We start from the raw sequence: 20,132 nt of genomic DNA, 5'->3' as shown, positions 1-20,132 counted from the left end.
TGGCGCTCGCGCCTCGCGCGGCCTATCTGAGACGCCTTGGCTGTATAAGGAAGTCGTCATGCACCTGAAGGTCGCCGTCCAGATGGACCCGCTCGAGGCCATCAAGATCGAAGGCGATACGACCTTCCTGATGATGCTGACCGCCCAGGCGCGCGGTCATTCGCTGTTCGTCTACACTCCCGACCGGCTGGTGCTGGAAGAGGGTCGGGTGCTGGCCCGCGGGCGGCCCGTCACCGTGCAGGACGTCAAGGGCGAGCACGCCCGCTTCGGCGACTGGGCGCTGAAGGATCTGTCGGAGTTCGACGTGGTGCTGCTGCGCCAGGATCCGCCGTTCGACATGGCCTACATCACCTCCACCCACTTCCTGGACGTGGTCCATCCCAAGACCCTGGTGGTGAACAATCCGACCGAGGTGCGCAACGCGCCCGAGAAGCTGTTCGTGACCGGCTTCCCCGGCGTGCAGCCGCCGACCCTGATCACCTCGGACGTGGAGGCGATCTATGATTTCCGCGCCCGGCATGGCGACATCGTGCTGAAGCCGCTCTACGGCGGCGGCGGATCGGGGGTGGCGCGGCTGCTGGCCGACGACCCGAACCTCGACGCCCTGCTGGACCTCCACCGCATGATCGGCCGCGAGCCGGTCATCGCCCAGAAGTTCATCCCTGCGGTCAGCAAGGGCGACAAGCGCATCCTGCTGGTCGACGGCGAGCCCGTCGGGGCGATCAACCGCGTCCCGAACGCCGGGCAGATCCGGTCCAACCTGGCGGTCGGCGGCCGCGCCGAGGCGGTGGAGCTGACGGCGCGCGACAAGGAACTGTGCGCCATCATCGGCCCGGAGCTGAAGAAGCGTGGCCTTATGTTCGTAGGCATAGACGTGATCGGCGACTACCTGACCGAAATCAACGTCACGTCTCCGACCGGGGCGCGGGCGCTCGAACGCTTCACCGGCGTCAATGCGACGGCGATTCTCTGGGACGCTATTGAGGCCGATCGGGCCAAGGCTTAGGTTGCGACTCCAAGAGACACGCACAAGTCGCGGAATCGTCTCACTTTCTCAATAGGTTCTATTTTTGTTCTTGATCCGGCCCGCCGGACATGCTGGGCTTGTGGATAAGTCGAGCAGTTTCCGGGGGTTGGATATGGCGTCGCGCGTCGTGACCGTGGCCTTCCAGGGCGTGGAGGCCCGGCGCGTGGACGTGGAGGTGCAGCTCGCCTCCGGCGAGGTCCGCTTCATGCTGGTCGGCCTGGGCGACAAGGCGGTGGCCGAGAGCCGAGAGCGCGTGCGCGCCGCCTTCGCAGGGCTTGGCCTGGCCATGCCCAGCCGGCGGATCATCGCCAACCTGGCCCCCGCCGACCTGCCCAAGGAGGGCAGCCACTACGACCTGCCCATCGCCCTGGCGGTGATGGCCTCGATGGGGGTGCTGCCGCCGGACGCCCTGGCCGAATGGGCGGCGATGGGCGAGCTGTCGCTGGACGGCCGCATCGTCGGGGTCGCGGGCGCCCTGCCCGCCGCGGTGGCGGCCGGCGGCATGGGCCTGGGGCTCATCTGCCCCGAAGCCAGCGGTGCGGAGGCGGCCTGGGCCGGGGACGTGCGCATCCTGGCCGCCCCGTCGCTGGTGGCGGTGGTCAGCCGAGCCAGACGAAGCATCTCGGACCTGGCGAACCTCGTACCCAAGACCGCGCTGGTCGAAGAGGCCGGAGAGATCCGCACCGTCCAAGCCGAAGTCCTGCAAGTCGGCGAGATCATCCTGGTGCGGCCCGGCGAGCGGATCGCCGCCGACGGCGAGATCATCGAAGGCGCGGGCGACATCGACGAGGCGCCGGTCACTGGCGAGAGCGTGCCCAAGGCCAAGGTCGCGGGCGATACGGTGTTTGCCGGAACCATCAACACGACCGGCGTCCTTCGCATCCGGGTCACGGCCGCAGCGGCCGACAACACCATCGCCCGGGTCGTGCGCCTCGTGGAGGAGGCCCAGGAGAGCAAGGCGCCGACCGAGCGCTTCATCGACCGCTTCTCGCGAGTCTACACGCCGTTCGTCGTGCTCTTTGCGGTGCTCGTCGCCGTGGTTCCGCCATTGGCGGTCGGCGCGCCCTGGCAGACTTGGATTTATCGCGGCCTGGCCGTGCTGCTGATCGGCTGTCCCTGCGCTCTGGTCATTTCGACGCCAGCGGCCATCGCCGCGAGCCTTTCTGCCGGCGCTCGACGTGGCCTGTTGCTGAAAGGCGGCGCGGTCCTCGAGGGCTTGCGCCACGTGACGGCCGTTGCCTTCGACAAGACCGGAACGCTGACCCAGGGCCGGCCGATCGTCACCGACATCGTGGCGTTCGAGCGCAGCGAAGACGTCGTCCTGGCCATGACCGCGGCTTTGGAGCGCGGCTCGACCCATCCGCTGGCGGTGGCCATCCTCGACAAGGCGAAGGCGCAGGGGGTTTCGATCCCTCCGGCTTTTATGGCGAAGGCCCTCGCCGGCGAGGGGATCTCGGGGAACGTCGCTGGCGAAACCACCTTCTTCGGATCGCCGAAAGCCGCAGTGGAGCGCGCGCCGATCAACCCGGCCAAAGCCGCCAGGATCGAGGCCCTCAACGCCGAAGGAAAGACGGTTTCGGTGTTGGTGGTGAACGGTCAGGCTGTCGGCCTCGTCGCGCTGCGCGATGAGCCGCGTCCTGACGCTCGCAAGGGACTGAGCGCCCTGACCGCGAGGGGTGTCCGCACTGTGATGCTGACCGGCGACAATGCGCGAACAGCTGCAGCGGTCGGCGACCGCCTCGGCGTCGAGGTGCGCGCTGAACTGATGCCGCAAGACAAGCTCGCCATCGTGCGCGCGCTTCAGGCCGAGGGGCTGACGGTCGCCAAAGTCGGGGATGGGATCAACGATGCGCCGGCGCTCGCCGCCGCCGACATCGGCATCGCCATGGGCGGCGGCACGGACGTTGCCCTGGAGACGGCGGACGCAGCGGCGTTGCACGGCCGGGTGTCGGACGTCGCTGACATGATCGCGCTTTCGAAAGCGACCATGCGCAACATCTATCAGAACATCACTGTCGCGCTGGGCCTGAAGGTCGTCTTCCTGGTGACGACGGTCATTGGCGTGACGGGCCTCTGGCCGGCCATCCTGGCCGACACCGGCGCCACGGTCCTGGTCACCCTGAACGCGATCCGGCTGCTGCGCTGGCGCCCTGTCTGACGTCGGGGTCTCAGCGACAGAGCGGGCAGAGGCCGCTGGCCTCCAGAACCACCTGTTCGATGAGGCAGTCTTGAGGTGCGCCCGCGATGGCGGCGGGGCGAGCATCTGGCAGGTGCTCCACCGCATGGCAGCAGCTGCAGACCAGTAGCCCGGCGGCGCAGTCTGTCGCCTTCGGGCACGCCACGTAGGCGCCCAGAGTGACGACCTTCCTCACCAGGCCGATCCCCATCAGCAGATCCAGGCTTCGGTAGACCGTCGGCGGCTTTGTTGCGCGCACGCCCGCGCCGAACTGCTGGATCAGGTCATAGGCCTTCACCGGCTTCCCCGCGCTGACCAGCAGCGCGTAGGTCCGGCGCCGAGGCTCCGTCCAGTTCTCGCCCGCCGCTTCGCACCGTGCGCGCGCGGCATCAAGCGCGTGTTGGACGTGCGCCGCGTCTTGGGGCTCAGGATGACTGTGAGGGCAGGGACCGCTCACGCGACCGTGGCGGCTTCAGGTTCGGCGTGATCGCCTTCGCAAAGCTCGTGGTTGCTGAGCACCTCGATCACCCGGCAATCGGAGACGTGCCCGTGGCAGGCGGCCGACACGACCCGCTTGAGCTCGCCGCGTAGCGCCTCAAGGCGGGCGATCTTGCTCTCGACCGCGGCCAGTTGCTCGGCCGCCAGGGCGTTGGCCTGGTCGCAGGGTTGGTCAGGGTCGTCGGCGAGCTGCAACAGCGTACGAATGGCGTCGACCGCGAAACCAAGCTGTCGGGCGTGCTTGATGAAGGCCAGCCGCTTCAGGGTCCGCTCATCATAGACCCGCCGGTCGTTCGGCGCGCGAAGCGGCTCGGGAAGCAGGCCAATCTGCTCGTAGAAACGGATGGTGGTTACCTTGACGTCCGTGGCCTTGGCCAGCGCGCCGATGGACAGTTGGGACATGGAAGCCTCTCGCGATCTTCGGAGAAGATAGTGAGCTACACCTCCAGCGGCTAGAGCTGCGACAGCGTCGCGCGTATTCCCGCTGGCGCCCAAGTGGGACGCGGGCCACCCACATGTGATGGCTCACCAAGCATGCAGGCGGTCCATTCCCATGGCTTTGTCATCGACGACCTGCACCCGCCACGGGCCGCGATCTGCTGGAAAATAGGGCTTGATCCTCCAGGGTCTGGAGGATGTAGACCAAGCCCATGACGTCGCCCACGACCAGCAATCTGTCGGGACACGCCGGTCGCAAGACCGGGCACGCGCGTAACTTTGTAACGCGTTCCCCTGACACGAGAGTCTGGCTATAGGGTCGCGCATGTCGGGGCTTTTTGCATCATGGCGCAGCTTCGGAGCGGTCCTCGCCGCTCTGCTGATCGCCGTGCTGGCCCTGGCGCCCAGCCTCGACAAGTTGATCTGTCGCGACGAGGCGCCCGTCGCTGTCGCCGAAGTCTCACTGGATGGCAAGGCCTCCCACTTGGACGCCGCTGGCCAGGACCAGGACGGCCACGCCGATCCGGACATCTGCATCCACGGTCATTGCCATCATGGCGCGCCATACCTCTCCGCGCCGATCGGCGAGCTAGCGATGCTGGACGCCCTGCCTGACCATCACGAGCTGACGCTTGGCCGTGTTTCGGCCAGCGACCGACAGTTCGGCCTGGACCGGCCCCCTCGCGCCTGACGACCGCCGCGCCTTGCGCGCGCCCTGTCGTCATTTGCGAGAAGGTCAATGCTCCCCTCAGAATTTAGGCGGCCGCTTGTTGCGGCCACCCTTGGGCTCTCCGCCCTGGGCGTTTTCGCGCAACCGGTTTCGGCTGCGCCAGCCCCCTCTTATCCCGATCTCTTGGCCCGCGCGCAAAGCGCCGCGCCGCGCTTGGCCGAAGCCCAAGCCGGGGTCGCCCGCGCCGAAGGCTTGGCGCGTCAGGCCGCCGTCATCCCAAACCCCGCCCTGACGGTCGATCTCGAGAACTTCTCCGGGTCGGGCCCCTTCGAGGGCACGAGCCAAGCTGAAGCGACCTACTCGCTGCAGCAGACGCTTGAACTTGGCGGCAAGCGCGGGGCCCGTGTCGCCGCCGGGCGCGCCGAGGTCACCGCCGCCCAGGCGCGCGCCGGCCGAACCCGGGTCGATTTCGCGTTCGACCTGGCCATGGCCTACGCGGAGGCCGAGGCGGCTCAACGACGCTTCAAGCTCGCGAGCGACGTCCTCGGCCTCACCGAAGAAGACGCCCGGATCTCGACCGCGCTCGTCGAGGCCGGCCGCGAAGCAGACCTGCGACGGATCCAAGCCCAGGCCGCTGTCGAAGCGGCGCGGGCGTCGCTGGCGGAAGCGCGTGCGGCGCAGGAAACGGCGCTGGCCAACCTGACTAGCCTTTCCGGATCGTCGGAGCCGATCGACTCGATCGACGTCAGCTTGCTTGACGCCGGAAGCGTGGTTGCCAGCAGCTCTGAAGCGGCCGCCACGCTCGGCGTCGTCGCGGCTCAGGCCGAGAAGGCCGCCGCCGAGCGCCTGCTGGTTCTCGAGCGCCGCAAGGCCATTCCCGATGTCGACGTGTCCGTCGGCGTGCGGCAGTTCAACGGAGACGACGCCACCGCGCTGGTCGCCGGCCTCTCAGTGCCTCTACCGCTGTTCAACCGCAATCAAGGCGCCGTCGCTGCAGCGCGGGCTGACCTCTCGGCCGCTGAGGCGCGAGCCAACGCAGCCCTGCTCGAGGCGCAGGGGGCGATCAGGTCCAGCACGGCCCGTGTCGCAGCTTCCGAAGCCCGGCTCTCGGCTGCAAACCAGGGCGAGGAAGCTGCGCAGGAAGCCTACCGCCTGGCCCGTATCGGCTACGAGGCCGGCAAGTTGCCGCTCGTTGAACTCGTCAATGCGCGCAGGGCTTTGGCCGAGGCGCGTTCTCAATCCATCGCCGCCGCCGTCGAGCGCGCTGGCGCACGCGCCGCCCAGGCGCGGCTTGGCGGCTTTGCCGCCCCGGGAGTCCAACCATGAATTCGAGCAAGGTCCGCCTCTACGGGGCGGTTGCGGCGGCGGTGCTGCTGGCGGCGGCGGGCGGCTATGGCCTGTCGACGCTGCAAAATAGGGGCGCCGGGGCCGAGGCTCCGGGCCACGCCGCCGAGGCCGAACACGCGGAAGAAGGCGGCGAGGCAGCGGGCGGAGACGTCGTCGAGCTGACCCAGGCGCAAATCACCGCCTCCGGAATCAAGCTCGCCAATGTCGCCCGCGGCGGCGGCGGCGAGGTGCAGTTGGCGGGGCGCGTCGAGCCGATGGTCGATGCTCGCGCCAGTGTCGGCGCCACGGTCGGCGGTCGCGTCGAGCGGGTCCTGGTGGCGCCGGGGCAGTCGGTCAGCGCCGGCCAGCCATTGGCGGTTCTGGTTAGCGGTGAAGCGGCCAGCTTCAGCGCCGACGTGGAAGCCGCCGCTGCGGCGGCCGATGCGGCTCGCAAGTCCTATCAGCGCGACCAGCGCCTGGGGGACCAGGGCGTCGTTGCGCGCCAGGAGGTCGAAGCCTCGAGGGCGCAGGCGGTCGGCGCTGAAGCAGCAGCCCGCGCGGCGCGCGCCAAAGCCGCGGCGGCAGGCTCGCCCAACGCCTCCGGGCGTCTCAGCGTCACCAGTCCGATCGCCGGCGTCGTGACCGCAGTCGCCGTGGGACCAGGCGGCTTCGTCGCCCCTGGGACCATCGTGGCTGACGTCACCAACCCGTCCCGGGTGGAACTGGTCTTCAACGCGCCGCCGACCCTGGCGGCGGCGGTCAAGCCCAACGCTCGCATGCATGTGCGTGGCCCGACCGGCGAGTTCGAGGCGGTGATCCTCGGCGTCGCGGCGGGGGCTGGCGCGGAGCGTGGCGCCACCATCATTCGGGCCCGCGCCACCGGCGATCTGTTGCCGCCGGCTGGTACAGCGGTGTCGGGTTCGGTCGTCGCGGGTGAAGACGCCGGCGGCATGACCGTACCCAGCGAGGCCGTGCAGACGGTCGAGGGCGGTTCCGTCGTCTTCGTCGCAGTCCGCAACGGCTTCCGAGCGACCCCTGTGCTCGTCGGCCGTCAGGCGGGCGGGCGCACCGAGATCCTTCGCGGGTTGACCGGCGATGAGCGCATCGCCGCGGCGAACGCCTTCCTCCTCAAAGCCGAGCTCGCCAAGGGCCAGGCCGAGCACGGGCACTAGGGGGCGAGATGTTCAAAGCAATCATTGAGGCGTCCGTCCGCTTCCGCTGGTTTGTGGTCCTTGCGGTCGCAGTCGTCTGCGGCTGGGGGCTGCTCGAACTGACCCGTCTGCCGATCGACGCGGTTCCCGACATCACCAACCGCCAGGTCCAGATCACGACGGTCGCTCCGGCGCTGGCGCCCGAGCAGATTGAGCGGCAGGTCACCTATCCGCTTGAGACCGCGCTGGCGGGCATTCCTGGTCTGACCAGCACGCGCTCACTCTCGCGCAACGGCTTTAGCCAGATCACCGCGATCTTCACCGACCAGACCGACATCTACTTCGCTCGCCAGCAGGTGGCCGAACGGATGCGGGCCGCCCAGGAAGGTCTGCCGGAAGGGGTCGAGCCGACCCTGGCGCCGGTGACGACCGGTCTTGGCGAAGTCCTGATGTGGACGGTCGACTACGAGCCGTTCAACGCCAAGAAGACGGCCAAGCCGGGCGAGCCAGGTTGGCAGCCCGACGGGTCCTATCTGACGCCGGAGGGGGATCGTCTCACCACGCCCCAGCAGCGCGCCACCTACCTGCGGACGGTGCAAGATTGGATCATCGCTCCGCAGATGCGCTCGACCCCCGGCCTGGCCGGCGTCGATACGGTCGGCGGCTACGTGAAGGAGTACGCCGTTCGGCCCGACGCGGCCAAACTCTCGGCCTACAAGCTCAGCCTGAACGACCTGGTGACCGCGCTGGAACGCGCCAACACTCAGGCCGGAGCCGGCTTCATCCAGCGAGCAGGGGAATCCCTGGTCGTGCGCGCCGATGCGCTCGCGGGTTCCGTCCAGGATTTGGCTCAAGCCCCCGTGGTCAACCGCGATGGGCTGGTGGTCCGGGTCGCAGACGTCGCGAACGTGGAGATCGGCCAGGCGCCGCGGCTCGGCGCCGCCAGCCGTGACGGCCACGAAGCGGTCCTCGGCACGGCTCTGATGATCGCCGGCGGCAATAGCCGCACCGTCGCACAGGCGGCGGCAGAACGCCTGTCGGTCGTTGATGACTCGCTTCCGCCGAATGTGGTCGCGATCCCGGTGCTCGATCGCAGCGAACTGGTGAACTCGACGATCAAGACGGTCGCCCGCAATCTGACCGAGGGCGCGCTGTTCGTGATCGTGATCCTCTTCCTGCTGCTCGGGAATATCCGCGCGGCGACGATCACCGCCTTGATGATCCCGCTCTCGTTCCTGTTCGCGGTCATCGGCATGAACCGCTTCGGGATCAGCGGGAACCTGATGAGCCTCGGCGCGCTCGACTTCGGTCTCCTGGTCGACGGCGGCGTGGTGGTGATCGAGAACACCTTGCTGATGCTGACCCGTCGGCGCGCAGAGCTGGGCCGTATCCTGACCCGGCACGAGCGCCTGGAAGTCGCGGTGCTCTCGGCCCGGCAGATGGTCAAGCCGGCGGCCTTCGGCCAGCTGATCATCCTCTTGGTGTTCGCACCGCTGCTGACGCTCGAAGGGGTGGAGGGCAAGACCTTCCATCCGATGGGCGCCACGGTGATGCTGGCCCTGGTGGGTGCGTTCATCTTCTCGTTCACCTTCGTTCCGGCCATGGCGGCGCTGCTGGTGCGCGATCCCAAAAGCGTCCACGTCGGCCCGGATGGCGAGGTCGAAGAGCACGAGACCCGCATCATCCGCTTCGCGCGCCGCTACATCGGTCCGGCCATCGAAGCTGCAGTCGGTCGCCCCAAGTTGGTGGTCGCTGCTGCGCTCGGGGCCTTGGTGATCGGCGGGATCTCGTTCGCGACGCTCGGCCGGGAGTTCATCCCGACCCTGGACGAGGGCGACATCGCCATGCAGGCGCTGCGCGTGCCGTCCGCCTCGCTGGAGCAATCCGTCGCCATGCAGATGGCGCTGGAGAAGGCGATCAAGGCTCAGCCTGAAGTCGAGACCATGTTCTCACGAACCGGGACCGCGGAAGCGGCGGTCGATCCGATGCCGCCGAACATTTCCGACAGCGTCATCATCTTGAAGGACCGCAAAGACTGGCCCAATCCGCGGCTTCCCAAGGAGGAGCTGATTGCGCGGATCGAAGCCAAGGCCGGCGAGCAGATCGGCAACAACTTCGAGTTCAGCCAGCCGATCGAGCTGCGGTTCAACGAACTGATCTCCGGGGTCCGGACCGATCTGGCGGTGATGGTCTACGGCGACGACTTCGCCGTCCTGCAGAAGACCGCCGACGAGGTGGCCGCCGCCCTGCGCAAGACCCCGGGGGCTGCGGACGTCCGCGTCGAACAGGCCTCTGGCCTGCCGACCCTGACCGTCAGCGTCGACCGCTTCGCCGCCGCTAGCTACGGGCTCTCCGCAGCCGACGTCAGCGAGGCGATCCAGGCCGGCGTCGGCGGCGCCGAGGCCGGGCGCATCTTCGAAGGCGACCGCCGCTTCGATGTCGTTGTGCGCCTACCCGATGAAGCGCGTAACGATCCGGCGGCGCTGGCCGCTCTCCCGGTCGTCTCGGCCACGGGTAACGTCGTCCCGCTGTCCTCTGTGGCGCGGATCGAAACCGCCGAGGGGCCAAACCAGATCAGCCGGCAGAACGGCAGCCGGCGGATGGTGGTCCAGGCGAATGTCCGCGGACGTGACCTCGGCGGCTTCGTCGCCGACGCCCAAGGCGCGGTCGCGCAGGTCAAGCTCCCGACCGCCGTCTACTTGGATTGGGGCGGCCAGTTCGAGAACCTGAAGCGCGCCGAGCAGCGACTCTCGGTCGTGATCCCCATCGTCTTCGTCCTGATCGGCATCCTGCTGTTCATGGCGCTGGGATCGTTCGCGGAGGCCGCGCTGGTCTTCGCCTGCGTCCCCTTGGCGTTGGTGGGCGGGGCGCTCGCGCTCCTGTTGCGCGGCATGCCGTTCTCGGTCTCCGCTGCCGTCGGCTTCATCGCCGTCTCCGGCGTGGCGACCCTGAACGGTCTGGTGCTCATGCAGGCGATCCGCGAGCGGCTGCAGGAGGGGCTCAGCGCCCATCGCGCAGCCATTGAGGGCGCGTCGAGCCGACTGCGGGCGGTGCTCACCACAGCCCTGGTCGCGATCGTCGGCTTCATTCCAATGGCGATCGCCAGCGGGGCGGGGGCCGAGGTTCAGAAGCCGCTGGCGACCGTGGTCATCGGCGGCCTGCTGACCGCGACGGCCCTGACCCTGTTGGTGTTGCCGACTTTCGCCGCCCAGGCGGTTCGGCATCGCAAGAGTGAGGGGATCGAGGACTAGTTCGATCCCAGCGTAGCGCGGCAGGCGGCGGCAAGCCGTCGCCTGCTTCGTCCAACCCGTATCGAGGTCCGCGCGTTGCGGGCTTCATCAGGAGGTTCGGCATGATCAAGACGCTGCAACTCGACATCCCGCTGGTCCTGCCGGAGGTCCATGACGGCTCTGACGCCTGCGTCAAGCGGCTCACCGATGAGATCGGCGGTCGGCCCGGCGTGACCAAGGCCCATGTTGTGGAAAAGGCCGAGGGCGCGCACCTTTGTGTCCACTACGACCCCGACGTGATTTCGCTCTCCCGCTTGCGCGAGCTTGTGACCGCAGCCGGCGCGGCGATCACCGAACGCTTTGGCCATGCGGTCTGGCAGGTCCGCGGCATTCAGCACGAGCGGCGCGCCCGCACAGTCACCGAACGCCTGGCCGCCACCCCAGGCGTGCTGGAGGCTGACGCCACCGGCGCGGGCCTGGTCCGGGTCGAGTTCGACCGCACCGTGGTTTCGCAACAAGACGTCCTCAAGGTCCTGGCCGGACTTGGCGTGTCACCCTTGGGCAAGCCGCTGGAACCTCACGCTGAACACGGCCAACCAGGTCACGTTCACAAGGAGGGAGAAGGGCACGACCACGCGCACGGCGGACCGCTCGGCGCGAACAGCGAGCTGATCTTCTCGCTGCTGTGCGGGGGACTGCTGGCCGCGGGCTTCCTGATCGAGAAGTTGGTTCCGGCCGCACCGTCCTGGCTGCCGACCGCACTCTATGTCGGCGCTTACGGCTTCGGCGGCTTCTTCACGGTTCGCGAAGCGTTCGACAACCTGCGCCTCAAGCGCTTTGAGATCGACACCCTGATGCTCGTGGCGGCCGCCGGCGCGGCAGCCCTGGGCGCCTGGGCGGAAGGCGCGCTGCTTCTCTTCCTGTTCAGCCTGGGCCACGCCTTGGAGCACTACGCCATGGGCCGCGCCAAGCGCGCCATCGAGGCGCTGGCCGAACTCGCGCCGCGCACCGCGACGGTCCGGCGCGATGGCGAAACGAAGGAACTGGCGGTCGAAGACCTCGTGGTCGGCGACGTCGTGATCGTCCGACCCAACGAGCGCCTTCCGGCCGACGGCTTCGTGGTGAAGGGCGCTTCCAGCGTCAACCAGGCCCCAGTGACGGGCGAGAGCATCCCGGTCGACAAGCGTACGGTGGACGATCGTGCTCGCGCCCGCGCCAAGCCCGACAGCGTCGACGCCGCCTCGCGGGTCTTCGCCGGCACCATCAACGGGGCCGGGGCCATTGAGGTGGAGGTGACGCGGCTGTCGACCGACTCAGCCCTGGCCAAGGTCGTGCGCCTGGTCAGCGAAGCCGAAACCCGCAAGTCCCCGACCCAGCGCTTCACCGACAAGTTCGAGCGCATCTTCGTGCCGGCGGTCCTGATCCTGGCGTTCGTGCTGCTGTTCGCCTGGGTGGTCATCGACGAGCCGTTCTCGGCCAGCTTCTACCGGGCGATGGCGGTCCTGGTCGCCGCCAGTCCGTGCGCGCTGGCGATCGCCACGCCGAGCGCCGTGCTCTCGGGCGTCGCCCGGGCGGCCAAAGGCGGCGTGCTGGTGAAAGGCGGCGCGCCGCTGGAGGATCTCGGCTCGCTACGCTCCATCGCCTTCGACAAGACGGGCACGCTCACCGAAGGGCGCCCCCGTATTACGGATGTCCTCACCACGCCCGGCGTCGCTGAGAACGAGCTGCTGCGCGTTGCGGTGGCGGTCGAGATGCTGAGCGATCACCCGCTCGCCGAGGCGATCGCCCGGGACGGACGTGAGCGCCTTGGCCCTTCAGGCAATGCGATCGGCGCCGCCAGCGACTTGAAGAACCTCATCGGACGCGGCGTCGTCGCAGAGCTCGACGGCGAAACGGTGTGGATCGGCAAGGCGGAAATGTTCGGCGCCGACGGCGTGCCTGCGCTGGGCGCTGAGGCGGCCAAGGCGATCGCGGGCCTGCGGGATCAGGGCCGAACGACGATGGCGGTGCGCAAGGGCGAGCGCGACCTCGGCGTCATCGGACTGATGGACACTCCCCGCGAGGCCGCGCGCGAGGCTCTGGCCGCCCTTCGGAAGCTCGGCATCACCCGGATGCTGATGATCTCCGGCGACCACAGCAAAGTCGCCGAGGCGATCGCTAAGGACGTCGGCCTCGACGAAGCGTGGGGCGACCTCATGCCCGAGGACAAAGTCGAGGCCATCCGCAAGCTGCGCGCCCAAGACAAGGTGGCGATGGTCGGCGACGGCGTGAACGATGCCCCGGCCATGGCCAACGCGACCGTCGGGATCGCCATGGGCGCCGCCGGATCGGACGTCGCGCTGGAGACCGCCGACGTGGCCCTGATGGCCGACGATCTGCGCCATCTGCCGTTCGCCGTCGGCCTCAGCCGTCGAACGCGGTCGGTCATTCGTCAGAACGTCTTCATCAGCCTGGGGGTCGTCGCGATTCTTGTACCCGCGACGATCCTCGGGCTCGGCATCGGGCCCGCGGTTGCGATGCACGAGGGCTCTACCCTCGTGGTCGTCTTCAACGCCCTGCGGCTGCTCGGCTACCGCGATCGCAGCGCCTAGCGCGGCGTCTTAGAAACTCCCTCCTGCTGGCCACGCCCCGGCCAGCAGGCAGTGGAGGCGCCGGCGGCCTATCCCCCGTTGAGGCCGCCGGCGCACACCTTCGAGCCAGGCTCGGGCCAGCACCCAAAGCAGACATTCCAAACTTCGGCTAAGAGCTCAATGGGGTCGATCGCTAAGGTTTGGAAAGCGGACGGTGCGGAGCAACGGGCCCCTGCTTGAGGGCACTCTAGCCCCTTGACGGCACAGGCACGCCTCCGCTTGGGCCGAGATACCCGCCTTGGACCTTGATGCGGGGAGCGACGCCTTTGGGGGTAGGCCGGACGTCGGCCGCAACTCTGGCCTTCGCGATGAGGCTGAGCCGGTATTTAGGTTCCGGCGCCGACTAAGCGGCAAACGCTGCCTTGGCCACCCCCAAGCTTTCTGGGAGGACCACGACACCATCCCGGAAGGCATACAGAGACTTCACCCTTTCTCCATCCCAAGCGAACCGGAAGTGATCGCCCTGGATCGCCCGCCCAAGCGCCTGGCCCCTTAGAATCGAGATCCCCGTGGCGCTGGGACGCTCTTCAGGTCGAAACAGAAGACCATCCGCCTGCTTCTCAAGAAGCGCCCGGCCGGCCCTCCAGCGAACTTCACGGTCGGGCTCGACGCCCCTGCCGCGACAGTCGGCAAAACGCCCCGTCACGCGCCGAACGAGGACGCGCATGTCCAGGCCCATCGGCACTTCGTTGGTGCTGCTCAAAAACGCTTCGCGTTTGCGGACCGAGACCGCCAAGGCGGTCTGCAGTTCATCGAACAGCTCAAGGGCGGCCGTCGCCGGCCCAAAGAACCGCGTGCCGTCCGGGTTCGGATACGTGAACGGCGCGTGGTTCCAATTCTGCAGATGCGCGGGCTCTGTCTCGCCGGGACCAGAGCCGCCGACCAGCCGAGCCTTCTCCCGCAGCCTGGGGTTGGTGAGCGCCTCAACCTCTTTGAACGCGGCATCGTGCTCAGGATCGTTGGCGATCCGCTCGTACAACTCGATCGGCGGAAAGCGCGAAGGGATCAGAACGTAATACTCCTGATCGACCTCCACGATCGGCAGATCATCCTCGCTGGGCGTCGAGGTACTGTCTGACTCGGTAGATATCGACAACGTCCCCTCCAAGCATAACGTCTAGCGCGGATCGTTCACCAAAGTACTTACTTGGCCTTTTAATCCACGTATCGGCACTTTCTTCGTTTGGAATAAGAATCTGAAGCGCTTTGTATATGCTAACTAGGTGAGACACTCGCTCCACCGCATCTCTCGGGAGGGAACCTCCATCCTTTTTCCACTTGAAGAAGGTTGATCTTCCGGGAGAGCCGAGAAGCTTTATCTGGTCATCTGTTCCTATACTCCAGGCCTCGGCGATTGCCGTGAATGTCTCCATTGCTGCGGGAATCGTTGAACGCCCGTCGCCCGCGGGGGCGACAGGCTGCGTGGCTGGCATGCTCCATCCTCCGTTTGGTCCAAAATGGGACTTGAACCGTCAATTAGTCCAATGATAGACGGTCTATATCCGGACTCCAGGGCGATTCTAGTCCAGTTCGGACGCCTCGGCAAATCGAGGTCGCATCGCAACGGAGACTGAAATGGCTGGTAAGCCGAAAACCATTGAACTGGACGTCAACGGCGTCCGCTATGAAATCGACGACGACGACCCGAGCGGGCGCGACGTCCGGGCCGCCGCGGGCCTCAATCCTGCGAGCAGCTTCGTTCTGATCCACGTTCGTGACCGCGGATCGACGTCGGTTGGCCTGGACGACAAGCTCGACCTGAAGGCCGGGAAAGTTGAGATATTTCGCGCCTTCGAGAGCGACCGCATCTTCACGTTCACCCTAGACGAGCGCGCTTTCGAGTGGGGCGCCGATCCGAAACTCGCCCCGCTGGCGTATGAACGACGCACACTCCTCCTCGAACTGCGCGTCGTAGGGCCTGTCGATTTGCCCCGACAGAAGCCGTGCATTGGCTAGCCAGTGGCCGCTTGCCATCGCTCTGTCGGTGACGACCGTGAAGATGATCCCCTGACGCTGCTCGGCCCAAAGGCGCGCTGCTGCGAGCGGAGCCTGGAGCTGTGCTCGGGCCCGCATCAGGTCGGTGCGCCGCTTGACCTCGACCACGGCGCTTCGCCAACCGACCCCAGCATCCTCCCCCATCTCGATCACGAAGTCCGGGGTGTAGCGGCGGCGAACACCTCGCCTCACATCGTAGAAGTGCAGCACAAGCTGCTGGGCCATGACACGACGTACGCGGTGATCCGTCCGGCAGAACGCCAGGAAATCCCGCTCGATGGACGACTCGAAGGCGACGTGCGGTCCGCCGGGCGGGACCGCTATTGCCCCTCGCGTGGCGCTGACTGCTCGCGGCGGAGGTGGTGTTTCAAGCCATTCGGCCGAGACATCGGAAACCAGAGACGCCCACTTGTTCCACTTGCTAAGTGGGGACGCGAACTTCGTACCTAGAGACATCTACTTTGGGCACTTTTCGTTGGGGCTGGAGCACTCGCAGGGCCATTATCTTGGTGGGGTTCACAGGCGGCCTGCGTGTGAAGCCGGGCGAGGTCTCCCTGGCTCACAACGGCGTCCTGTTCCTGGACGAACTGCCGGAATTTTCGGCGCAGGCCCTGGATTCGCTGCGCCAGCCGCTGGAAAACGGCGAGGTGGTGGTGGCCCGCGCCAACGCCCATGTGCGCTATCCGGCGCGCTTCCAGCTGGTGGCCGCCCAGAACCCTTGCAAGTGCGGCCTGGGCGGGGCCGGGCGCGGGGCCTGCGGGCGCGCGCCGCGCTGCCAGACCGACTATCAGATGAAGGTCTCGGGGCCGTTCATGGATCGCATCGACCTGCAGGTGGACGTGCCGCCGGTCACGGCCGCCGACCTGGCCCTGCCGCCGCCGGCCGAGGGAACGGCGCAGGCCGCCGCACGGGTCGCGGCCGCGCGGGCGTTGCAGGCGCAGCGCGCCGGCGAGGACGGGCCGGGCCTCAACGCCCGGGCCGAAGGCGATTTCCTGGAGAAGATCGCGCAGCTGGATCCGGCCGCCCGCGCCCTGCTGGCCAAGGCGGCCGAGGCCGGCGGCCTGACCGCGCGTGGCTGGACGCGGGCGCTGCGGCTGGCGCGCACCATCGCCGACCTGGAGGGCGGCGGGCCGGTGCGGCGGGTGCACGTCGCCGAGGCCCTGGCCTATCGCCGCGCCGGACTGGCCGTTCCTGCATAGCCCGCGCGGCGGCGCATCATCGCGCGCCAGTGCAGGTGCGCGCCCACGGCCAGGGTGATCAGCACCAGATAGCTCCAGAGGATCAGCGCGGTGATGTAGGCGCGGGCGCGCACGCCGTCGTCGGCGATGATCGCGGCATGGGTGACGACGCCCAGGAGCTGGAAGGCGGCGGCCGGCATGATCCAAAAGCGATCCGTGCGCACCACCAGGACCAGCAGCACCCCCAGGAACAGCACGTCGACCGTGAACATCCCCCATTGGGGATCGACCCAGTTGGTGCGGTTCTGGACCGCGATCGTCGCCACCCAGGCGATCACGTTGGCGACCGCCACCGCTCGCTCGACCCGCCCGCCCCGCCACCAGGCGTAGGTCGAAACGATGAGCATGGCGACGGCCCAGATCTGTTCGGGAGCGGAGCGGAGCACGAAAACGGGGCCCTCAAGGGTCGAGGGCCCCGATACTGCGGCTTGCGCCGCAGGATGCAACTTCGACGATGACTTAGCTGGCGATCGCGCGCAGCGAACGGCCGACGAGCGCAGCCTGGGGCGGCTTTTCGGCGCCGCCGTACATCACCGCGCCCAGGCCGATCTGGGTCTTGGCGACGTCGAGCTCCTTATGCGTCTCGCAGATGGCGCGGCGCGCCTGAGCGAGCAGGGCGATCGCCTCGCTGGCCCGCTCAACCGCGCCCTGGCCGACCAGGGCCGACAGGCCGGCATCGGCGCGCAGGCCGGGCATCACGCCGGCCAGGCCGGCCGTCTTCGCCAGGGCGGCGTCGATGGCGGCCTCGGCCTCGAACAAACTCGCCGCGACTTGATCGGCGATCATACGACGTTGCTTGAGCATGAGGGGTCTCCTGGCGCGCGGCCAGGCGCCGGCGCCTTCTGTGCTTGAGAAGTGTTTGGGAGGTAGGGCTAAGGCCCCGTTCGCAATCAGGATTAAATTAGGCTCTGGAGCGCGTGGAGCCCGGCGAGCAGCGCCCCGAAAGCCAGGGCGGCCACGATCGCGATCAGGCCCGTCAGCCCCAGACGCGCCAGCGGCCCTAGGGGCTGGCCGGCGAGTCCAGTTCCGGCTGGAAGCCCTCGTCCAGCAAGGCCCAGCTCATACAGAGGATTTCCCGCAGGACCATTTCCGGCGGCTTGAACTGGGACATCTTGCGCAAGGCCGAAACCAAATCCTTGGCCATGGCCGACTTCACCGGCGAATCCGCCAGGTCCGCGAGCTGGCGCTCCAGCTGGGTCCAGGTAAAGGCCGGGACCGCCTCGCCCTGCTGCGGGGTCGGCCAGCGGCGCTCGAACGCCGCCACTTCGTTGCGCACCCGCATCGCCTGGCCCACCGCGGCCCGGCGCCCGTCGGGCTGCCGCTCCGGGTGCAGCGCCACCACCTTGGCGTCCGTCAGTTCTCTCAACCAGTCGCCCATCGGCCTCGTCTCCTTGCTGGGCTCCATCAGCCCATGAGACGGGGGCGTCGTCTGTCCTGATCGCGTCGTGTCCCGATCCGATCGGGACAAGGGTTTCGGAGTCGGCCAGGGCCCGCGCGGCGGCGTAACGGTCTGAAACGCCGAGCTTTCGCCGGGCGCGGTCGCAATAGGTGTCGACCGAGGCCTTCGACATGCCCAGCTCGCGGGCGATCTGCTTGGAGGACAGGTGGCGGTCGACCAGCCGCAGGCAATCGCGTTCCCGCGGGGTCAGAAGCCCGATCGAGTCCGCGACTGTGTCCGGTGGCGCGCGCATAACTTGAACAAGTTAGCGACTCGCGTTGGCGGCCGTCTACTTGTTATGGTGTCGCTGGGTTAACGCCCGCGAAAGAAGTTCGTGAAGAGCGGGGAGGAATTGATGCCCCTCGATGACGCCCTGGGACCTGATCCCGTCGATATCGCCATCGGTGCGCGCATGCGCCTGCGCCGCAAATCCCTTGGCATCAGCCAGGGAATCTTGTCGGAACGCGTCGGCGTGTCCTTCCAGCAGATCCAGAAGTACGAGCGGGGAGCCAACCGCGTGTCGGGCTCGATGCTGGTCTCCATCGCCGCCGCGCTCGACACCAGCGTCGGCTGGCTGGTCGGCGAGGAGGGCGGGCTGTCCGAAGCCGCCGACGAGGTGGTGCGCGCCCTGGCCCTGACCGGCGCGGTCGACCTGCTGGAGGCCTTCGCAGCGATCCCGCGCGCCTCGGCCCGCGCCGCCCTGGTCACCCTTGCCCAGGAAATGGCCGGCGGCTGAGCCCGGTTTGACCGCCCGTTAAGCGGTAGGGGCATAAACCATAGGGCGATGAACGATCGCCCTATCCGTGACGCCCGCGTCAGCGCCGAACAGCTCGCCTCGCTGAGCCACGAGTTCCGTACGCCCCTGAACGGGGTGCTGGGCATGGCCCGGCTGCTGGAGGGCACCCGCCTGACGGACGAGCAGCGCGCCTATGTCTCGGCGCTGCGCGAATCCGGCGAACACCTGCTGGGCCTGGTCAACGACGTGCTGGACTTCGCGCGGCTGGGCGCGGACAAGATCGAGCTGCACCCGACCCGGTTCGAGGTCGAGAGCCTGCTGCGCTCGGTCTGCGAACTGCTCTCGCCCCGGGCGCACGAAAAGGGGCTGGAGATCGCTTGGGCGGCTCCGGCCGGGATCGGCGCCATGGTGGCCGACGAGGGCCGGTTGCGGCAGATCCTGCTGAACTTCGCGGGCAACGCCATCAAGTTCACCGCCGAAGGCGGGGTGCTGGTCACCGCCGCCGAGACGCCTGCGGGCCTGCGCTTCACCGTCGAGGATTCGGGGCCCGGCGTCAGCGAGCAGGCGCGCGAGAAGATCTTCGACGCCTTCGAACAGGCCGATCCGCTGCGCGACGTACAGTTGGGCGGAGCGGGCCTGGGCCTGGCCATCGCCCGCAAGCTGGCGAGCGCCATGGACGGCGCCGTCGGCGTCGAGACCGCCGCCCTGGGCGGAGCGGCGTTCTGGTTCGAGGCCCGGTTCGAGCGCGCGACCGGCGAGGCCGAGCGGTTGCTGGCCCGCCGCACCGTCGCGATCGCCAGCGCCAGCCCGGTCACGGCCGAGGCCGCGCGCCGCCAGGTCGAGGCGGCGGGCGGCAAGGCGGTGACGGCGCCGACCCTGGCCGACGCGCTGGCCGCCAGCAGGAGCGCCGACGTGATCCTGGTCGACCGCGCGCTGGCGGGCGACGCCGCGCCGGCGGGACGCACCGCAATCGTGCTGCTGACGCCGGAGGAGCGCGGCCAGATCGAGGCCCATCGCGCCGCTGGCTATGCAGGCTACCTGATCAAGCCGCTGCGCCGCTCTTCGGTCGCCGACCGGGTGCTGGCCGCGCGGCGCAAGGCCGACCAGGCCGCCGCCGTGGACGACCGCATCGCCCCGGCCGCCGCCCCAGGGCGGCGCGTGCTGCTGGTCGAGGACAATCCGATCAACGCCCTGCTGGCCCGCACCCTGCTCACCCGCGAGGGCTGCGGCGTCGACCAGGCCGGCGGCGGCGAGGAGGCCCTGGCCGCCCTGGCCGTCGGCGAGTACGACCTGATCCTGATGGACATGCGCATGCCGGGGATCTCGGGCCTGGAGGCGACGCGCCGCGTACGGGCGCTGGGCGTGAAGACCCCGGTGGTCGCCCTGACCGCGAACGCCTTCGAGGAGGACCGCCACGCCTGTCTGGCGGCCGGCATGGACGACTTCCTGGTCAAGCCGCTGACGCCCGACGCCCTGCGCGCGGCGCTGGCCCGCTGGACCGGCGCCCCCGACTGGACGGAAATGACGGAGCGCGCCAAGGTCGGCTGACGCCGGGGGCGATCCCCGCGAGGGGACCGCC

18 protein-coding genes and 2 pseudogenes are annotated in these 20,132 nt (G+C 68.4%); 11 read left to right on the top strand and 9 right to left on the bottom strand.

Annotated features, from left to right (window positions below):
* Positions 1–58 precede the first annotated feature (58 nt).
* Together gshB and ACE3T2_RS10390 are read left to right on the top strand one after the other, a co-directional pair.
* Complete coding sequence (gene gshB, locus ACE3T2_RS10395; RefSeq protein ID WP_374657054.1) at positions 59–1,006, top strand: glutathione synthase; 948 nt, start codon at positions 59–61, stop codon at positions 1,004–1,006.
* A 133-nt stretch (positions 1,007–1,139) separates the two neighbouring features.
* Positions 1,140–3,185: a heavy metal translocating P-type ATPase gene (locus ACE3T2_RS10390; protein WP_374657053.1), complete on the top strand. Its 2,046-nt coding sequence runs from the start codon at positions 1,140–1,142 to the stop codon at positions 3,183–3,185.
* Positions 3,186–3,195: 10 nt separating this feature from the next.
* Here ACE3T2_RS10390 and ACE3T2_RS10385 read toward each other — a convergent pair whose 3' ends face one another.
* On the bottom strand, positions 3,196–3,501 hold the full coding sequence (locus ACE3T2_RS10385) for a hypothetical protein (protein WP_374657052.1): 306 nt from the start codon (positions 3,499–3,501) through the stop codon (positions 3,196–3,198).
* 155 nt (positions 3,502–3,656) lie between these two features.
* The gene (locus ACE3T2_RS10380) at positions 3,657–4,103 is read right to left on the bottom strand and encodes a helix-turn-helix domain-containing protein (RefSeq protein WP_267232119.1); all 447 of its coding nucleotides are present in this window, start codon (positions 4,101–4,103) and stop codon (positions 3,657–3,659) included.
* A gap of 361 nt (positions 4,104–4,464) precedes the next feature.
* On the opposite strand from ACE3T2_RS10380, the gene ACE3T2_RS10375 reads away from it, so the two are divergent.
* From ACE3T2_RS10375 to ACE3T2_RS10355, 5 genes are all read left to right on the top strand, one after another.
* The gene (locus ACE3T2_RS10375; protein ID WP_267232120.1) at positions 4,465–4,830 is read left to right on the top strand and encodes a hypothetical protein; all 366 of its coding nucleotides are present in this window, start codon (positions 4,465–4,467) and stop codon (positions 4,828–4,830) included.
* A gap of 48 nt (positions 4,831–4,878) precedes the next feature.
* Positions 4,879–6,135, top strand: coding sequence for a TolC family protein (locus ACE3T2_RS10370; protein WP_374657051.1), 1,257 nt, complete (start codon positions 4,879–4,881; stop codon positions 6,133–6,135).
* The gene (locus ACE3T2_RS10365; protein WP_374657050.1) at positions 6,132–7,307 is read left to right on the top strand and encodes an efflux RND transporter periplasmic adaptor subunit; all 1,176 of its coding nucleotides are present in this window, start codon (positions 6,132–6,134) and stop codon (positions 7,305–7,307) included. The genes ACE3T2_RS10370 and ACE3T2_RS10365 overlap by 4 nt, the downstream gene beginning before the upstream one ends.
* Positions 7,308–7,315: 8 nt before the next feature.
* Complete coding sequence (locus ACE3T2_RS10360) at positions 7,316–10,537, top strand: efflux RND transporter permease subunit (protein ID WP_374657049.1); 3,222 nt, start codon at positions 7,316–7,318, stop codon at positions 10,535–10,537.
* 101 nt (positions 10,538–10,638) lie between these two features.
* The gene (locus tag ACE3T2_RS10355; protein WP_374657048.1) at positions 10,639–13,107 is read left to right on the top strand and encodes a heavy metal translocating P-type ATPase; all 2,469 of its coding nucleotides are present in this window, start codon (positions 10,639–10,641) and stop codon (positions 13,105–13,107) included.
* 382 nt (positions 13,108–13,489) lie between these two features.
* Here ACE3T2_RS10355 and ACE3T2_RS10350 read toward each other — a convergent pair whose 3' ends face one another.
* Together ACE3T2_RS10350 and ACE3T2_RS10345 are read right to left on the bottom strand one after the other, a co-directional pair.
* A complete protein-coding gene (locus ACE3T2_RS10350; protein WP_374657047.1) occupies positions 13,490–14,242 on the bottom strand; it encodes an RES family NAD+ phosphorylase in 753 nt (250 codons plus the stop codon).
* Positions 14,193–14,579 (bottom strand): antitoxin Xre/MbcA/ParS toxin-binding domain-containing protein, encoded by a 387-nt coding sequence (locus tag ACE3T2_RS10345; protein WP_267232126.1) that lies wholly within the window; start codon positions 14,577–14,579, stop codon positions 14,193–14,195. Before ACE3T2_RS10345 ends, ACE3T2_RS10350 begins: the two co-directional genes overlap by 50 nt.
* A gap of 142 nt (positions 14,580–14,721) precedes the next feature.
* Between ACE3T2_RS10345 and ACE3T2_RS10340 the strand changes: the two genes are divergently transcribed.
* Positions 14,722–15,102: a multiubiquitin domain-containing protein gene (locus ACE3T2_RS10340; RefSeq protein WP_374657046.1), complete on the top strand. Its 381-nt coding sequence runs from the start codon at positions 14,722–14,724 to the stop codon at positions 15,100–15,102.
* 36 nt (positions 15,103–15,138) lie between these two features.
* On the opposite strand, the pseudogene ACE3T2_RS10335 reads toward ACE3T2_RS10340, so the two are convergent.
* A pseudogene (locus tag ACE3T2_RS10335) lies at positions 15,139–15,597 on the bottom strand (Tn7 transposase TnsA N-terminal domain-containing protein); the annotation flags it as partial.
* Between ACE3T2_RS10335 and ACE3T2_RS10330 the strand changes: the two are divergent.
* Positions 15,567–16,340, top strand: coding sequence for an ATP-binding protein (locus ACE3T2_RS10330; protein WP_374657045.1), 774 nt, complete (start codon positions 15,567–15,569; stop codon positions 16,338–16,340). The pseudogene ACE3T2_RS10335 and the gene ACE3T2_RS10330 overlap by 31 nt on opposite strands.
* Here ACE3T2_RS10330 and ACE3T2_RS10325 read toward each other — a convergent pair.
* From ACE3T2_RS10325 to ACE3T2_RS10310, 4 genes and pseudogenes are all read right to left on the bottom strand, one after another.
* Positions 16,307–16,765, bottom strand: a complete 459-nt coding sequence (locus tag ACE3T2_RS10325; RefSeq protein WP_374657044.1) for a hypothetical protein — start codon at positions 16,763–16,765, stop codon at positions 16,307–16,309. The genes ACE3T2_RS10330 and ACE3T2_RS10325 overlap by 34 nt on opposite strands.
* Positions 16,766–16,838: 73 nt before the next feature.
* Entirely contained in the window at positions 16,839–17,183 is a 345-nt protein-coding gene (locus ACE3T2_RS10320) for a hypothetical protein (RefSeq protein WP_374657043.1), read from the bottom strand.
* A gap of 196 nt (positions 17,184–17,379) precedes the next feature.
* Positions 17,380–17,757: a hypothetical protein gene (locus ACE3T2_RS10315; RefSeq protein WP_374657042.1), complete on the bottom strand. Its 378-nt coding sequence runs from the start codon at positions 17,755–17,757 to the stop codon at positions 17,380–17,382.
* Positions 17,758–17,881: 124 nt separating this feature from the next.
* A pseudogene (locus ACE3T2_RS10310) lies at positions 17,882–18,070 on the bottom strand (response regulator transcription factor); the annotation flags it as partial.
* Between the two features lie 102 nt (positions 18,071–18,172).
* On the opposite strand from ACE3T2_RS10310, the gene ACE3T2_RS10305 reads away from it, so the two are divergent.
* Positions 18,173–18,553, top strand: coding sequence for a helix-turn-helix domain-containing protein (locus tag ACE3T2_RS10305; RefSeq protein WP_374657041.1), 381 nt, complete (start codon positions 18,173–18,175; stop codon positions 18,551–18,553).
* Positions 18,554–18,601: 48 nt separating this feature from the next.
* Positions 18,602–20,101 carry a response regulator gene (locus tag ACE3T2_RS10300; protein ID WP_374657040.1) on the top strand — a complete coding sequence of 500 codons (1,500 nt, stop codon included), beginning with the start codon at positions 18,602–18,604 and terminating at the stop codon, positions 20,099–20,101.
* The last annotated feature ends 31 nt before the right edge of the window (positions 20,102–20,132 follow it).

The organism is Phenylobacterium sp. (genome assembly GCF_041919955.1).
Classification (GTDB): Bacteria; Pseudomonadota; Alphaproteobacteria; order Caulobacterales; family Caulobacteraceae; genus Phenylobacterium.
The sequence above is the reverse complement of the archived record's forward strand: the minus strand, read 5'-3'. Positions and strand labels throughout refer to the sequence as shown.

Coding starts and splice junctions, on each gene's coding strand:
- gshB (WP_374657054.1), top strand. CDS start 59: ATGCACCTGAAGGTCGCCGTCCAGATGGACCCGCTCGAGGCCATCAAG.
- ACE3T2_RS10390 (WP_374657053.1), top strand. CDS start 1,140: ATGGCGTCGCGCGTCGTGACCGTGGCCTTCCAGGGCGTGGAGGCCCGG.
- ACE3T2_RS10380 (WP_267232119.1), bottom strand. CDS start 4,103: ATGTCCCAACTGTCCATCGGCGCGCTGGCCAAGGCCACGGACGTCAAG.
- ACE3T2_RS10375 (WP_267232120.1), top strand. CDS start 4,465: ATGTCGGGGCTTTTTGCATCATGGCGCAGCTTCGGAGCGGTCCTCGCC.
- ACE3T2_RS10370 (WP_374657051.1), top strand. CDS start 4,879: ATGCTCCCCTCAGAATTTAGGCGGCCGCTTGTTGCGGCCACCCTTGGG.
- ACE3T2_RS10365 (WP_374657050.1), top strand. CDS start 6,132: ATGAATTCGAGCAAGGTCCGCCTCTACGGGGCGGTTGCGGCGGCGGTG.
- ACE3T2_RS10360 (WP_374657049.1), top strand. CDS start 7,316: ATGTTCAAAGCAATCATTGAGGCGTCCGTCCGCTTCCGCTGGTTTGTG.
- ACE3T2_RS10355 (WP_374657048.1), top strand. CDS start 10,639: ATGATCAAGACGCTGCAACTCGACATCCCGCTGGTCCTGCCGGAGGTC.
- ACE3T2_RS10345 (WP_267232126.1), bottom strand. CDS start 14,579: ATGCCAGCCACGCAGCCTGTCGCCCCCGCGGGCGACGGGCGTTCAACG.
- ACE3T2_RS10340 (WP_374657046.1), top strand. CDS start 14,722: ATGGCTGGTAAGCCGAAAACCATTGAACTGGACGTCAACGGCGTCCGC.
- ACE3T2_RS10320 (WP_374657043.1), bottom strand. CDS start 17,183: ATGCTCAAGCAACGTCGTATGATCGCCGATCAAGTCGCGGCGAGTTTG.
- ACE3T2_RS10315 (WP_374657042.1), bottom strand. CDS start 17,757: ATGGGCGACTGGTTGAGAGAACTGACGGACGCCAAGGTGGTGGCGCTG.
- ACE3T2_RS10305 (WP_374657041.1), top strand. CDS start 18,173: ATGCCCCTCGATGACGCCCTGGGACCTGATCCCGTCGATATCGCCATC.
- ACE3T2_RS10300 (WP_374657040.1), top strand. CDS start 18,602: ATGAACGATCGCCCTATCCGTGACGCCCGCGTCAGCGCCGAACAGCTC.